Below are 14,346 nucleotides of genomic sequence, written 5' to 3'. Positions count from 1 at the left end.
TTTGCGTAAGACACCCTGAGAGGATGGTTCGCACAATCAGATCGTCTCTTGTTCTGGTGTATTGTTAGTCCGCTAATATTAGGAGACGGTTATTAAAATGATCATGGACGCATTGGGTATGTTGCAAACGTGCTGGCCACGCAAAAACACTCCCTATTCATTGGTCTAAGGGAAACCAATAAATACGGAGTGTTTGTTGGCTTTCGAATGCAAACGTGCGCTGCGTTCGTAACAATTTCAACGGCGAACCACATGTACAAACTCTTCCAACACTTACATCGCCACCGAGGGGACTTTAGACCACCTTGTGTTCCATCCGCAACTTATCCGCGATCATGGCGATAAATTCTGAGTTGGTGGGCTTCGTCTTGGATGCACTGACTGTGTAACCGAACACTTTGCGAATTGCATCCATGTTTCCGCGGCCCCATGCGACTTCAATCGAGTGGCGAATGGCGCGCTCCACACGTGACGGTGTGGTCTTATAGCGGTCCGCAATCCGTGGATAGAGGATTTTTGTAATCGATCCGAGGATTTCCACGTCGTCGTAGACAATTCCAATGGCTTCACGCAGATAGTGGTATCCCTTGATGTGCGCTGGAACCCCGATCTCGTGAATAATCTGAGTTATCTGAGCGTCGACAGATCTGCGTTGTGGCACCTGATTCGCGTGGGTCGTCGCGGAGAAAACCGGACTCGCGTATTGCTGTTGCACAGCCGCTGCGACGGGCGCCGCGTTCCCCTGTACGACTTGACGAATTCGATCGGCCAAAAGCGGCATATCGAACGGCTTCAGGATGAAGTACGACACGCCTAGCTCCACTGCACGCCGGGTGACAGTTTCTTGCCCAAAAGCGGTCAGCATGATCACCTTTGGCATTTTACCTCCGACGTCGCCAAGCCGCTCCAGCGCACCAATGCCGTCCAGCACTGGCATGATGATGTCAAGAACGAGAACGTCTGGATGGGTATCCCTTACCAAATTGAGAACATCATTCCCATTGTAAGCGATTCCGCAAAGTTCCATATCGGGCTGAGATGAAATGAATTCCCCGAGTAAGTCAGCGAATTCATGATTATCGTCGGCAATTAAAACCTTCATTAACGACACAGACAGACTCCCTCCCTGACGTACATCTAACAGTGTATAGAATTCGACGATTCGTGCGCCACTCCTGCCAAATCTATGTAATACTTTTCGTGAGTATCCCGTGTGATTCTACATAATTCGACAAAGAGCATCACATAGGATGGCTCTTTGTCGCACTAACATTTTATTACACATTCGCGACTTTTATACCGCGTATCGTCTGGGATGAAGGAAAGAAACTGTGGACGGCGTCTGTTGTTTGCCCGATAACCGGGTCTGTCGAAACATCCACATGGCATACACTGCATATCCACGCGTAGGATCGGACACGAACACGTGTGTCACAGCCCCAATTAAGCGGTGGTCCTGTACCAGAGGACTTCCGCTCATCCCCTGAATGATACCACCTGTTTCAGATAACAGTCGAGGGTCGGTGACGCGGACAATCATACTTTTCGTCGCTGGATTGGACTGACGTGCTACGTTGTCGATGCGCACATCAAACCCCTCCACTCTCGTACCGTGTACCACCGTATACATTTTAGCCGGGCCCTCGTGTACCTGCTCGGGAAGGGCCACGTCCAAGATGCCAGGAACGGGTGTGCGCACTGGCGGCCGCGACATTGACCCAAACACGCCGTATGGTGTATTCACGTCAATGTGTCCGAGCGGTGTACTCGCAGATGAGAAGGTCCCACGTTTCTCGCCTGGAGCCCCGGCCGCACCCGGTTGGAGTCCGGTGATCGACGCTTGATACAATCCCCCTGCCCCAACCACAGGTTGACCCGTATCCGCATCCGTAATGATATGGCCTAGGGCACCGAACGTGTGATGGGCGGGATCGTAAAAGGTCAGCGTGCCCACTCCTACCGTTCTGTCTCGGACGTACAGGCCAAGCTGATGAACAGAGGCGTCTTTGAACGACAGCGTAAACTGTTTTGTCGTGTTTCCCCGTACGACGGTCATGTGCACAGCCTGCCCCCTGCTTCGAAGGGCCGCTTGTAGGTCGCTGGCGGTTTCGATTCGCCGATCATTGACGGAAATGATCCGATCCCCCAACTGCATATGCGCATTCGCACACGGAGATGACCCGTCCGTCAACCGGCGAAAACCCACTACCACGGGTCCCGTGCTTTGGATGCGGATACCGACCGCCTGCCCGCCAACCATAACGCGCGCAGCAGGTTCCACGTGAATGTGTGTCTTCCAAGGAATAATTCCGAAACGCTTGCCCGAGATGTCCGTGTCCCCAGGACCTGTGGAAGTAACGGTGCATGAAGAGGATGATGCCTTGTAAGTGGATGCAATGGATGACGACGAAGTCGATGGTTGCGTACCGGTCATTGGGAGAGCGACAGTGTCGCCCGTGACCATACTGACCTGTGTCGGTGTGGAAGCCATCTTTTGAACAGCGGGTGTGAAGCATGCTACAGTAATTGCAAGAAGTCCAACAAACCGAATCGTGCGCAGGCGACCAGCCATTTGCCTTCCCCCCTTGACAGCACCTCAGTGGAAACGTAGTCCTAAGGTACCCGTAGGGAGCCGTCTTATAATGAAAAAAAGCTCCCACCTACGTGTGGGTGATGGTGTCCTTTCGGAAGCTTTCCAACAGTGCGTCCGCGTGCCGAAGTGCCGTATCGTCCGATACACCTGCTCCTAAGAGGCGGCCAATCTCATCCCGCCGAGCGGTATGATCGAGGCCCTGGATAGTGGTATGCGCCCGGCCGTCCACCGTCTCCTTCACAATCTGAAAGTGTTCGTGCCCGGCGGCTGCGACCTGGGCTGAGTGCGTCACGCACAACACTTGACGATGTTCCCCCAGTGCGCGGAGCATCTCGGCGACGCGCTGGGCGGCGTCTCCACTTACCCCGGCGTCGATCTCGTCGAATATCAAGGTGTCCACCTGCTCCAAATCGGCCACGACGACTTTCAATGCGAGTAGTGTGCGCGATAATTCGCCGCCCGATGCAACTTTTTGGAGGGGTGCCAACCCTTCGCCAGGATTCCCACTGAATAAAAACTCGACGAGGTCAACGCCCTCCTCCGTCCACTGAGCTGGGTCACTGGTCACGGCGACTTCGAAGCGGGCGTCGTTCATATGCAAATCGTGCAGGCGTGCTTGAACTTCCCTCTGCAGGGTCGCTGCCGCCTGCCCGCGGGCTCTCGACAAGCGCTCGGCCAAGTTTAGATACGCCTGTTCTGCGTCATTCAGTTCGTGGCGATAGGCATCCAGAACCTCGTCGTGCTTCAGCAACGCGTTCAGCGACGCCTTGCTCGACATCAGATGTGACAGAACGTCGTCGAGCGTCGGACCGTATTTGCGCGTGAGTGTGCGGATGGCGACAAGCCGATCTTCAATTTCTTGAATCCGAAGTGGATCAACATCCAATCGCGAAGCGAACTTGCTCGTAGTAAAGGCGGCTTCTTCGGCATTCACCTTGGCGGCTGAAATCATCTCGTGAACCTGCGCCAAATCGCTAACCTTGGTAGAGAGCTCGTTGGCACCGTGAAGAGCGGCAGAGAGTTGGGCAATCGCGCCGTGCATCGGGTCCTCGAGAGCGGTTAAAATTTCGTCCACGTACGACTGAAACTTTTCAAACGCCAATAAACGCTGACGCTCCGACCGAAGGGACTCCTCTTCCCCCGGCGTGACACCCGCAGCCTCTATCTCCTGAATCTGAAACTGCAAGATGTCGATCTGCTGTGCGCGCTCGCGCTCGCTGACCTGCGCAGCCTGAAGCCGCTCCTTTGCCTGCCTCACGCGCCGATACGACAGTGTCGTGCTCTCGACAAGGTCGAGATGCTGCCCATACAGGTCGATGAGCGTGCGCTGGTACCTACTCGTCAACATCGCCTGGGATTCGTGCTGTCCTTGCATTTCGACCAGCGCATCTCCAAGCGTTTTCAACATTTGCACCGTGACCGTCCGGCCGTTGACACGGCAGGTCGATCGGCCGTTCAGGTAGAGGGAGCGCGAGACGATGACCGTGTTCTCCTCGAGACCCACTTCCCAATCCGCGAGGATGCGCGCGGCGGACGTGTTTGCCCCAACCTCGAACACCGCTTCGACCAAGGCGTGGTCCGCGCCGCGTTGGATGGACGCGGCCGACGCTCGACCGCCGAGCGCGAGCCGCGTCGCGTCGAGCAAAAGGGATTTCCCAGCCCCGGTTTCACCGGTAAAGACGTGTAGCCCACGTCCAAACTCCAATCGCAAGGAATCGATCAGGACGAAATTCTCCACATACAATTCAGTCAACATCTACGTCACCGCCTTCCTCGACGCTGTACTCAAGCGAGCGTTGGGTCGTCGCCGTTCCCGTTATGTAATTTGCTGCGCAAGACGCCAAAGAACTCCCTGTCGGGCCAGCGCACCAAAGTCGTATCGAACGGGGCCTTTTTGACAAAGATCTCGTCCCCGCTCAGCACGTGAACGCCCTGTTGCCCATCCACCGTCATGCCGAGGTCGCTGTGACTAGCCCTCACGGTCAGCTTCACGACCTGCTGTGCGTCGATGACACACGGCCTGGAAAACAGCGTATGCGGGCAGACTGGGGTCATCACCATCACCTGCAAATTGGGGCTGACGATGGGACCTCCGCAGGACAGCGAATACGCAGTCGATCCCGTCGGCGTGGAGATGATGACCCCGTCTCCCCGGTACGTATCCACGTACACACCGTCGACATGGACGTCGACGGTGACCATGCGGGCGAATGCGCCCTTCCCCGTCCCCACTTCGTTGAGCGCGGTGAACTTGCTAAGCAATTCACCGTTTCTGTACACTTCTGCCTCCAACATCATTCGGTGCTCGAGATTGTACTCATTTTGAATAATTCTCGAGACAGCAGGTCTCAACTGGGACGGCTCCGATTCGGTCAGGAAGCCCAAATGCCCAATGTTGATCCCGAGCAGCGGAATGTTATGAGGAGCCAATTGACGAGCGACGCCAAGCAACGTCCCGTCGCCGCCGAGCACCATGGCCAGTTCGACGAACCGAATTTCCGGTTCGACTTCGAGGATGTCCGTGGCGTGATCGACAGCGACGTGTGTAACCGCGATGCCCCCATCGGTCAACAGGCGATTCAGTTCGTCGCGAATGGAACACGCCTGCGCCTTGGTTGGGTTGTACAAAAGTGCGATTTTTCGCACGGCCTTCCCTCCCCATCACGCGCGATGCAACAAGGCAAAAGCGAACAATATGCCCCCTGAAAACCAAAGACTTCGATAGACCAGATGACGAAAGTGGTGGCGGCGTGGTCGATGAAGAACAAACTCAACGTGCCGTACAGTTTCATCCCGCATGTTGAGAAAAATGATTCCTTGCACGTCTAGAATCGCAAACAACGGGAAGTACCGCTGACAAATCTCCTCTTGGGACAGGTCTTCGAGCCCAACAATCACAGCATACTCATGGCCGTTCTTTCGTGCAATAAAATCCGCTTCTTCTTTATAACCGACAAGAGAATCGCCGATGTATGCGGTGTAACCCGCCGTCTTCTGTGCATTGAGCACGTCGTAGTCATTGTCCGAAAGCCATCGCAGGGCACTTTGCAAAAGTCCGTCAGGCGGCGACTCCTTCTGTTTGGAGGGACGCGCCAACACGAGGGATTTGGTCACATACCAAAGACACCAAAAAGCGCCCAACAGTCCAAAAAACGTGATCACGGATACGGTCGTCCTATCCTGCCACAAGATTGTCCGTTAGGCCAGTGGACTCTCCAGAACCGATTCGACGTTCTCTCCCTGAAGCTCATTCCACGCTTCAACCACCACCGCTTTGGCGACGCTGGTCCAGTTGCTGCTTTCGTCGCCCTCTACCATCTTCCACCAGGCCAGGAATTCAATATTGCCGTCTCCACCGGAAATCGGAGAAAACGTGAGTCCATGACAAGACCAACCTACGGACGTGACATGATCCAGCATGTCCAGAAGTACCCGTAGATGAACCCTGGCGTCTCGCACAATGCCCCCTTTTCCGACAAAGCCGCGACCGGCTTCGAACTGAGGCTTGACGAGACTTATGACGTCCGCGCCATCTGTGGAGACGGCCGCCAGCTTCGGGAACAGCAGTTTGGTCGAGATGAAAGAGACGTCCATAACTGCGAGACTGGGCTGTGGTTGAAACAACCCTTCGTCGGCGTGGCGGAAATTGGTACGTTCCATGACCACCACTCTCGGGTCGTTGCGGAGCGTCCACGCGAGTTGCCCATACCCGACATCCACGGCATACACACGGGAGGCACTGTGCTGTAACAGACAGTCTGTGAATCCGCCAGTCGAAGCCCCGACATCAATCGCCACCCGGCCGGTGACATCCACGTCAAACCGGTCCAAGGCCTGTTGCAATTTCAATCCGCCACGGGAAACGAAGTGGTGCTCCGGTTCCAAAATGTCGACGACCGCATCGTCGTGCACTTTCATCCCTGGTTTGTCCGCCCGCTCGCCGCCGACCTTGACTAAGCCCGCCATCACCGCCCGCCTCGCCGCTTCCCGACTTGGGTACAGACCGCGAGCGTGCAACAACACATCCAAACGCGTTCCAGCCATTTAGTCCTCCACCAACATGTGACTTTGACGAGCCGTCTGAACCGAAACGACGTCGAGACACGCCTGCACGATGCCATCGACCGTCAACCCAATCGATTTCAACAACTCGTTGCGCCCACCATGCGGGATAAACTCATCCGGTAAGCCAAGGCGGTGAAGTGGTGTACAGACGTCCGCTGCAGCGAGCGCCTCGAGTATGGCGGAACCCGCGCCGCCCAGCGTCGACGCCTCCTCGACGGTGACAATCGGCATGTGTCGCCCGCACTCAATTACCAGCGCCTCATCCAAGGGCTTCACGAATCGAAGGTTGACCACCTTCGCAGAAATGCCGTGAGCTTGCAGTAACGCGTCCGCCGCAGTCTCCGCCATAGCGACCATCGGACCGAGCGCGAAAATCGCCACCTGGGAACCCTCTCGCACGATCTCGGCCTTGCCAATTGGAACATGTTCGATGGGCGACGTTTCGACCAGCGGGTGCGTGTCTGCCCGTGGATAGCGGACGATACAAGGGCCATTCAAGGTCAATGCCGTATGGATCATCTGCCGCAACTCCGCTGCATCCTTTGGCATCATAATGGTCAGATTCGGAAGCGTGCGTGCGTACGAGATGTCGAACGCGCCCTGGTGCGTTTCGCCGTCCGCGCCGACGAGCCCGGCGCGATCGACCGCGAAGAGCACCGGCAAGTTCTGAATCGCGACATCGTGAATCAGTTGATCGTAGGCGCGCTGTAAAAATGTCGAGTACACCGCGAACACTGGGCGCATTCCCTGCGTCGCCAGCCCTGCACAGAAGGTGGCCGCGTGTTGTTCAGCGATGCCCACGTCAAAGCACCGGTTGGGAAACGCAGACTGGAACGCGGACAATCCGGTACCTGGCAGCATCGCCGCCGAGACCGCCACGATGCGCGGGTCATCTTTGGCCAAATCGCGCAGCGTTTCCGCGAAAATTTGACTGTAGGACTTGGTTTGCTTATCTCCCTTCGGAGTCGGCCAAGCGTGCCATTTGTCGATAGCGTTCTCCGCCGACGCGTACCCTTTGCCCTTCTGCGTGATCACGTGCAGGAGCACGGGACCCTTGAGTCGTTTTGCGTCCTCCAGCGTGTGAATCATCCCCGCCAAATCGTGCCCATCGACAGGCCCTAAGTAGCGAAAGCCGAACGCCTCAAAAAATTGACCAGGTACAACCAAGTTGCGCATGCCATCCTTGAACCGCTCCAGCGTGTTCGTCAAGCGATTTCCGATTGCAGGTAAGCGTCGCAAAATCTGTTCCAAGTCGGCCTTGGCTCGTGCGTAGGTCGGGTCCGAACGCAATTTCGTCAGGTATTTTGACACCGCGCCGACGTTTTCCGAGATGGACATTTCATTGTCGTTGAGCACCACCAACAGATTCGTTCCCAAGTGCCCCGCATGGTTGAGGGCCTCCATCGCCATGCCACCCGTCAGCGCACCATCTCCGATGACGGCGATGACGTGATTGTCCTTCTTTTGTAAATCGCGTGCGACCGCCATCCCAAGCGCGGCAGAAATCGACGTGCTCGCATGTCCTACGCCGAATTGATCGTGTACGCTCTCATCCCGCCTCGGAAATCCCGCCATGCCGCCAAATTGGCGCAGCGAGGCAAACCCTTCCTTACGACCAGTCAACAACTTGTGCACATAGGCTTGATGCCCGACGTCCCAGACAATTTTGTCCTCGGGGCTGTGAAATACCCGGTGTAACGCCAGGGTGAGTTCAACCACTCCCAAGTTAGCACCGAAGTGTCCCCCTGTTTTGGAGACCGATTCGACGAGAAATGCCCGGATCTCCTTAGCGAGCTGTACGAGCTCCGCCGTCGTCAATCGCTTTAATTTTTCTGGTTCATCGATCTGGTCCAAGATGTTCATCTAACGTAAGCCTCACTTTTTTCGCCGTTGTGCACCGCGGTCCACGAAGGACACAGTTTCCCATAAACGAGCTGCAAACAGAATGATGGGGGTAGGAGAATGAATTGCCACCGTCTTGCCAATCGCTTTTCCCCCTACGGTCAAGGATGTAATGACGGCGGTGATGGCGATTTTCACCGCCTCATCTCTCCAGCCACCTACGTGTATCGTCGCAAGCAATTGTACGCTCACCGCGAGCGCGCCAGCACCGCTGAGGACACCTGCGATATCGCCAATGACGTCGCTACACACACTCGACACTTTTTCGGCATTTCGGACGATCGCGATGGCGCGACGCGCACCAAAAACGCGTTTAGACGCCATCGCGTGGAATGGCGTCTCTCGAGCGGCCGCCGCTGCCATGCCAAGCATATCAAACAGCGCACCGATAAAGACGATACAGACCACGACAATCGCGCCAATATACCATGTCGTCGTATTGAGGAAGATAGTAGATGTATCGAAAACCGCACTGATAGGCAACGTCAGTGCGGCAACAAACACGATAAATTTATAGTTTGACTTCGATTTGGACGATTTCTTCATCATTTCTCCATATGTAGTGATTGAGAAAGGGTGGCAACTCCTTGAGTAAACGCTGTGGCTTAGGTCCAGTAGGTTTTCCCAGTCGCGCGCCAAAACGTCGCCGTTCTGGCGGTTTCCCTTTCAGCGCAACTTGACAGCGTCACCGACTGTCAGACTAGATTACCACTTAGTCCACACTATAATCCTCAAGGTGTCTCACATTGTAGCGAACAGTCTAGGCGTTTTCCGCGGCAGCCGTTACCGCACCCTAGCCTCTTTTGCAGTACGGATTTCACCCAGCACCAGCGAAGTGACCGTGGCCGCGGCACTTCGCCTGAATACCTAGGATCCTTCAGTACCACTCAAGGCAGGCTACACTGCACACAGATTGCCTCCGCATGCAGGTTCATACCCCAAGCCATAACCCTTCCACTAGTGGACTGCGAGCTACGCACTTGGGCCTCCGCGAAAGCTGGGTTAGGTTCCACATGCCATTGCGGGCTACCCAACTTTCTTAACTCCCAGCATAAGCCCAGGGCTGGGCGCCCCAAGCCAACACCAGGAACTTCATCGATGTGCCCTTTGGCGGATTTTTAGCCCCGCCTTCAAGCACGGACGGCTGACTAGAATACTGCGCCACCCATTCATAAGGCATCTCAACTGATACTTAGTATATCATATTCGCGGCAAAACCACAGAATTCATTGTTGCCAAACGATCCTGCCATTGCATCCGCCCCGGACGCACAGGAAGATCTAGTGGGTGCGTTCCAGAACCACCGATTGAAGTTCTCGCAATGGACTCGATGCAATGCCGACCTTAAGAAGCGCCTGCTCGCCGCGCCCGATGACCTGCGCCGCCAGCTCCCTCGTCTCCTCGACGCCGAGAAATCGGGGGTACGTCAGTTTATTCGCCTGCACATCCTTGCCCGGCGTCTTGCCGAGTTCCTCCGACGAGCCCACGACGTCCAACACGTCGTCGATCATCTGAAAGGCGAGTCCGAGCGATTCGCCGTACACCGACAGGGCCTTGACGCACTCAGTCGGCAGTTCCGGGAACAGGGCACCGATTTCGATGGAAGCCTGAATTAACCGAGCGGTCTTGTGGAGGTGGATGTACTCCACGTCGGCGAGCGTCCCCTCTTGTCCAGTCAGTTCGACGTCTACCGCTTGGCCTCCGACCATGCCGGACGCGCCCGCGCGCAAGGCGAGCGTGTGCAACATCGACACCTGTCGATCCGGCGAGACTCCGGACAGCGGCTTTGACAGTTGAACAAACGCCTCGGTCAATAATCCGTCCCCGGCGAGCAGCGCCATCGCCTCGCCAAACACCTTGTGGTTCGTCGGTTGTCCGCGGCGCAAGTCGTCGTCGTCCATACAAGGTAAGTCGTCGTGGATCAGCGAATAGCTGTGGATCATCTCCAACGCGGCTGCGGCAGGCAGCACAGCCTGCCGCTCGACTCCAAACGTCTCCGCCGTCGCCATGCACAGCGCCGGGCGCAGCCGCTTGCCGTCATTCAACAAACTGTAGTTCATCGCGTCGTACAGCCGTTTCGCGAGCCCACTCGTGACGAGGGCGGTTTCCAGGTACTGATTGAGTTCAGATTTACAGCTTTCGAGATAGGACATTTGCGTTCACCGTCCTCATTCTGTCGGCGATCCATCTTCCGCTTCCGATTCTGCCTCGACTTCATCCATGGAGAGTTGTTCTAACTTAAACTCAGCCTTGTCCAATTGCTCGCGACAAAATTTCACGAGGTGCATCGATTCCTGATATTTGTCCAGGCTTTCAGCCAGAGGCAGGGAACCTGACTCCAACTGTCGAACAATGTCCTCCAATTTCTTCATAGCTTCCTCAAATGTCAAGTCTGGTTTGCTCTCCACGCGTATAAACTCCTCCATCGTCGACGACGTTTGCGCACACAGTTCCATCCGCCACCCGAATGCGAATTCGGCGGCCGGCAGGAAGTTGTGCCGTGCTCGAAATAATTTCGTCCTTAGATTCATCATAAACAACACTATATCCTCTACGCAAAACGCTCAGAGGATTGATCGCCTCGAGAACGCCAATTTGGCGTTCGAGCATCGCGTTGTAGCGATCGACAGTGCGTTTGACACTTTGGCCCGACCTATCCTCTAACGACTGAGTCTGGTACTTGAGCGTATCGATGCGCCGTTTCAGGTCAATGCGCAACAATCTTCTCTCCACGTCCACGTACTGCCGCCGCGCGACGCGCACTGGGCGGACGAGCGCATCTCGCAATCTTCCTTCGACATAGTCAACCGTTTGCCGCTCTTTATCGATCATCCGCTTCGGTTCGCGAAGTACCGGCCGCTCGGCAAGTCCCCGCAGCACCTGTCGCGAGGTCCTAACCTGATTGGTGATGGCCCCCACCGATCTCGCCAGGGCCTGCGTCAGTTGATAGCTCATGTCCTGGCGGTGAGGCGCCACCAACTCCGCCGCCGCGGTAGGCGTCGCCGCCCGCACGTCGGCGACGAAATCGCAGATGGTGACGTCTGTCTCGTGGCCGACGGCGGACACTATGGGTACAGGCGAATTCGCGACGGCACGCGCGACCACCTCTTCATTAAACGGCCACAATTCCTCTAGAGAACCGCCACCGCGTCCAATGATGATCACGTCTACTGGGTCCTTGAGGCTCCACAGTTTGCGCAACCCTGCGACGAGGGTCTTGGCCGCACCGGCTCCCTGTACTGCAGCAGGCGCCAAAATGACCTTAGCCAAGGGGAACCGCCGTTCAAGCGTCGTACAAATGTCGCGGATGACCGCTCCCGTCGGAGATGTGACGACGCCGATGCGCGTCGGATACGCGGGCAGAGGGCGCTTTCTCACTTGCGAGAACAAACCCTCGGCCTGCAGGCGGTTGCGCAATTGTTCAAATTGCACATAGAGTGCACCGATGCCATCAGGCTGCATGTCGTCGACGTACAGTTGGTATTGGCCGTCGCGATCAAACACGCTGACACTCCCGGTGCAAATGACGCGCATCCCGTCCTCTGGCCGGAACCGGAGGCGGCGGTTTCGGCCAGCGAACATGACGGCGCGTACGCGACTTTGTTCATCTTTAAGAGTGAAGTACATGTGCCCGCTCGTGTGATGTTTAAAGTTAGAAATCTCTCCCGACACGTGACACTGCAGCAGCCTTGGGTCTGTCTCTATGCGGTCCTTGATCACCCGATTTAACTGCGTCACGCTGAACACATTCGCATTGGCAGCGGCCGGACTCACAGCGTTCACCGTTCATCCTCCTTTGTAAGACGTCGTATCCGTGCCAGTCGCACGGTGTTCTTCATGAGCATCGCGACGGTCAGTGGGCCGACACCTCCTGGTACAGGCGTAATCGCACCTGCTTTTTGAACCACCGAATCAAAGTCGACGTCACCCACGAGGTGACCGTCCACGCGGTTGATCCCCACATCGATAACGACGGCGCCCGCCTTTACGTCGTCCGCCCGAATCAAACCGGCTTGTCCCGCCGCGACGACGAGAATATCCGCCTGGCGCGTGAATTCCGCCAAGTTCCTGGTTTGGCGGTGACACTGAACGACCGTCGCGTTGTGCGCCAACAAGAGTTGCGCCGTCGGCCACCCGACAATCCGACTGCGCCCGACGACGACCGCCGTCTGCCCCGCGACAGGCGCGTTCGCACGCTCGAGAATCTCGAGAATACCCGCCGTAGTGCACGGCCAGACCAGCGGTGAGCCGATGGCGTATCGACCGATGTTCTGCGGGTGAAAACCATCCACATCCTTCGTAGGGTCGACGCCCATGAGCACCCAGTCCGTATCGATGTGTTCGGGAAGGGGCAATTGAACGAGCACCGCATCCACCGAATCGTCCGCGTTCTGCAACTCGATTTGACGCATCAACTCTGACTCGCTGACGTCCGCCGAAAGCTTGATAACCTCCGCTTCCAGGCCCAGCTCGCGCGCCATGCGTTCCTTCGACCGCACGTAGCTCGCCGACGCCGCGTCATCCCCAACTAAGACCACGACCAGTTTGGGTTGAACTTCCTTCTCCCTCAACTGCGCTATCTCCATCGCCAGGTCCTGTTTCACCGCTGCGGCGATGACCTTACCATCCAAAATCCGTGCCATAATCATCTCTCTCCTACGTCACGCGCCACGGTTCCCACGCCATGTGTGCCGTTTTCGGCCGATATGAAAAAAGGAGTTCACACGAGACGTGTGAACTCCGGATAATCTGAGTTACCGTTTCATTGACGTACTGTGACCTGGGAACAAGCGCGCCTTCGGATCAATATACGTCTTTGCGTTATTGATTGCCGTTGGTGCTTCACCAAATCCCGTCGCAATGAGTTTCAGTTTACCTGGATAGGTAGCCACGTCTCCAGCCGCATACACGCCAGGGATGTTGGTCTCCATCTTGCTGTTCACGACGATGTCGTTCTTTTCGATTTCCAAGCCCCATTCTTTGATAGGACCAAGCGATGCGGTGAAGCCCAAGCCACTCACAATCGCGTCGACTTCCAGCGTCTCCGTCTCCTGCGTCTGATTGTTCACGATGACGGCGCGTTCAACCCAGCCATTCCCCTGCACGTCGGTCAGCTCTGTGAACACCTTGAGTTTCACAGTCGACTGGTGCAATTTGTGCACGCTCTCCTCGTGCGCACGGAACTGGTCGCGACGGTGCACGAGCGTGACCGACGCCGCAACTTCCTCGAGCATGAGCGCGTAGTCCACCGCAGAGTCGCCACCGCCGACCACCAATACGCGCTTGCCGCGATAGTTTTCTACCTTATCAATATAATATGATACCCCACGACCTTCAAAATTGGTCGCACTTGCTGCAGGTAGCGGACGAGGCGTAAACGCGCCAATGCCGGCGCAGATGATCACCGCGCGGCCCAAGTGAACCGACTTGTCCGTATGAAGTTCGAACAATCCGTCTTCGCGGCGGACGAGTGATTGTACGGCCTCATTCAAGTGGATGCCGGGATTGAACTGCATCGCCTGCTCAACCAGTCGATTCACCAAGTCTCGAGCTTGTACTTTAGGAAAACCAGCCACATCAAAAATGTACTTTTCTGGATACAAAGTGGCAAGTTGGCCACCTAATTCCGGTAAGCTATCGATGATTTTGCAGGATGTATTCCGCATCCCACTGTAAAATGCAGCGAACAACCCAGTCGGTCCGCCACCCACAATCAGCATATCGGTTACATTCTCCACTACGGCTGTCTCTTGCTCTACCACAACACTTCCTCCTAGTCTTCATAC

At 56.1% G+C, this 14,346-nt stretch carries 12 protein-coding genes and 1 pseudogene; all 13 read right to left on the bottom strand.

Features of this window, described 5'->3' with window-relative positions:
* Positions 1–295: 295 nt before the first annotated feature.
* Complete coding sequence (spo0A, locus tag NZD89_RS13520; RefSeq protein WP_268008487.1) at positions 296–1,102, bottom strand: sporulation transcription factor Spo0A; 807 nt, start codon at positions 1,100–1,102, stop codon at positions 296–298.
* 192 nt (positions 1,103–1,294) lie between these two features.
* Positions 1,295–2,572: a SpoIVB peptidase gene (gene spoIVB, locus NZD89_RS13515; RefSeq protein WP_268008207.1), complete on the bottom strand. Its 1,278-nt coding sequence runs from the start codon at positions 2,570–2,572 to the stop codon at positions 1,295–1,297.
* An 88-nt stretch (positions 2,573–2,660) separates the two neighbouring features.
* Positions 2,661–4,349 (bottom strand): DNA repair protein RecN, encoded by a 1,689-nt coding sequence (gene recN, locus NZD89_RS13510; protein WP_268008206.1) that lies wholly within the window; start codon positions 4,347–4,349, stop codon positions 2,661–2,663.
* A gap of 29 nt (positions 4,350–4,378) precedes the next feature.
* Entirely contained in the window at positions 4,379–5,239 is an 861-nt protein-coding gene (locus tag NZD89_RS13505; protein ID WP_268008205.1) for an NAD(+)/NADH kinase, read from the bottom strand.
* A gap of 15 nt (positions 5,240–5,254) precedes the next feature.
* Positions 5,255–5,707, bottom strand: coding sequence for a hypothetical protein (locus NZD89_RS13500; RefSeq protein ID WP_268008204.1), 453 nt, complete (start codon positions 5,705–5,707; stop codon positions 5,255–5,257).
* Positions 5,708–5,791: 84 nt separating this feature from the next.
* Positions 5,792–6,637 carry a TlyA family RNA methyltransferase gene (locus NZD89_RS13495; RefSeq protein WP_268008203.1) on the bottom strand — a complete coding sequence of 282 codons (846 nt, stop codon included), beginning with the start codon at positions 6,635–6,637 and terminating at the stop codon, positions 5,792–5,794.
* Positions 6,638–8,521: a 1-deoxy-D-xylulose-5-phosphate synthase gene (gene dxs, locus NZD89_RS13490; RefSeq protein ID WP_268008202.1), complete on the bottom strand. Its 1,884-nt coding sequence runs from the start codon at positions 8,519–8,521 to the stop codon at positions 6,638–6,640.
* A gap of 12 nt (positions 8,522–8,533) precedes the next feature.
* Complete coding sequence (locus NZD89_RS13485) at positions 8,534–9,109, bottom strand: CNNM metal transporter family protein (protein WP_268008201.1); 576 nt, start codon at positions 9,107–9,109, stop codon at positions 8,534–8,536.
* Positions 9,110–9,840: 731 nt separating this feature from the next.
* Positions 9,841–10,689, bottom strand: a pseudogene (locus tag NZD89_RS13480) (polyprenyl synthetase family protein); the annotation flags it as partial.
* 39 nt (positions 10,690–10,728) lie between these two features.
* Positions 10,729–10,968 (bottom strand): exodeoxyribonuclease VII small subunit, encoded by a 240-nt coding sequence (gene xseB, locus NZD89_RS13475; RefSeq protein WP_268008199.1) that lies wholly within the window; start codon positions 10,966–10,968, stop codon positions 10,729–10,731.
* Positions 10,940–12,343: an exodeoxyribonuclease VII large subunit gene (gene xseA, locus NZD89_RS13470; protein ID WP_268008198.1), complete on the bottom strand. Its 1,404-nt coding sequence runs from the start codon at positions 12,341–12,343 to the stop codon at positions 10,940–10,942. Before xseA ends, xseB begins: the two co-directional genes overlap by 29 nt.
* A complete protein-coding gene (locus NZD89_RS13465) occupies positions 12,340–13,203 on the bottom strand; it encodes a bifunctional 5,10-methylenetetrahydrofolate dehydrogenase/5,10-methenyltetrahydrofolate cyclohydrolase (protein WP_268008197.1) in 864 nt (287 codons plus the stop codon). The genes xseA and NZD89_RS13465 overlap by 4 nt, the downstream gene beginning before the upstream one ends.
* Before the next feature lie 111 nt (positions 13,204–13,314).
* Positions 13,315–14,280: an NAD(P)/FAD-dependent oxidoreductase gene (locus tag NZD89_RS13460; RefSeq protein WP_268008486.1), complete on the bottom strand. Its 966-nt coding sequence runs from the start codon at positions 14,278–14,280 to the stop codon at positions 13,315–13,317.
* Between the last annotated feature and the right edge of the window lie 66 nt (positions 14,281–14,346).

Source organism: Alicyclobacillus fastidiosus (genome assembly GCF_026651875.1).
GTDB classification, from domain to species: Bacteria; Bacillota; Bacilli; order Alicyclobacillales; family Alicyclobacillaceae; genus Alicyclobacillus; species Alicyclobacillus fastidiosus.
Note: the sequence above shows the minus strand (reverse complement) of the source record. Positions and strands in the feature narration are given on the sequence as shown.

Coding starts and splice junctions, on each gene's coding strand:
- spo0A (WP_268008487.1), bottom strand. CDS start 1,102: ATGAAGGTTTTAATTGCCGACGATAATCATGAATTCGCTGACTTACTC.
- spoIVB (WP_268008207.1), bottom strand. CDS start 2,572: ATGGCTGGTCGCCTGCGCACGATTCGGTTTGTTGGACTTCTTGCAATT.
- recN (WP_268008206.1), bottom strand. CDS start 4,349: ATGTTGACTGAATTGTATGTGGAGAATTTCGTCCTGATCGATTCCTTG.
- NZD89_RS13495 (WP_268008203.1), bottom strand. CDS start 6,637: ATGGCTGGAACGCGTTTGGATGTGTTGTTGCACGCTCGCGGTCTGTAC.
- dxs (WP_268008202.1), bottom strand. CDS start 8,521: ATGAACATCTTGGACCAGATCGATGAACCAGAAAAATTAAAGCGATTG.
- NZD89_RS13485 (WP_268008201.1), bottom strand. CDS start 9,109: ATGATGAAGAAATCGTCCAAATCGAAGTCAAACTATAAATTTATCGTG.
- NZD89_RS13465 (WP_268008197.1), bottom strand. CDS start 13,203: ATGGCACGGATTTTGGATGGTAAGGTCATCGCCGCAGCGGTGAAACAG.
- NZD89_RS13460 (WP_268008486.1), bottom strand. CDS start 14,280: ATGCTGATTGTGGGTGGCGGACCGACTGGGTTGTTCGCTGCATTTTAC.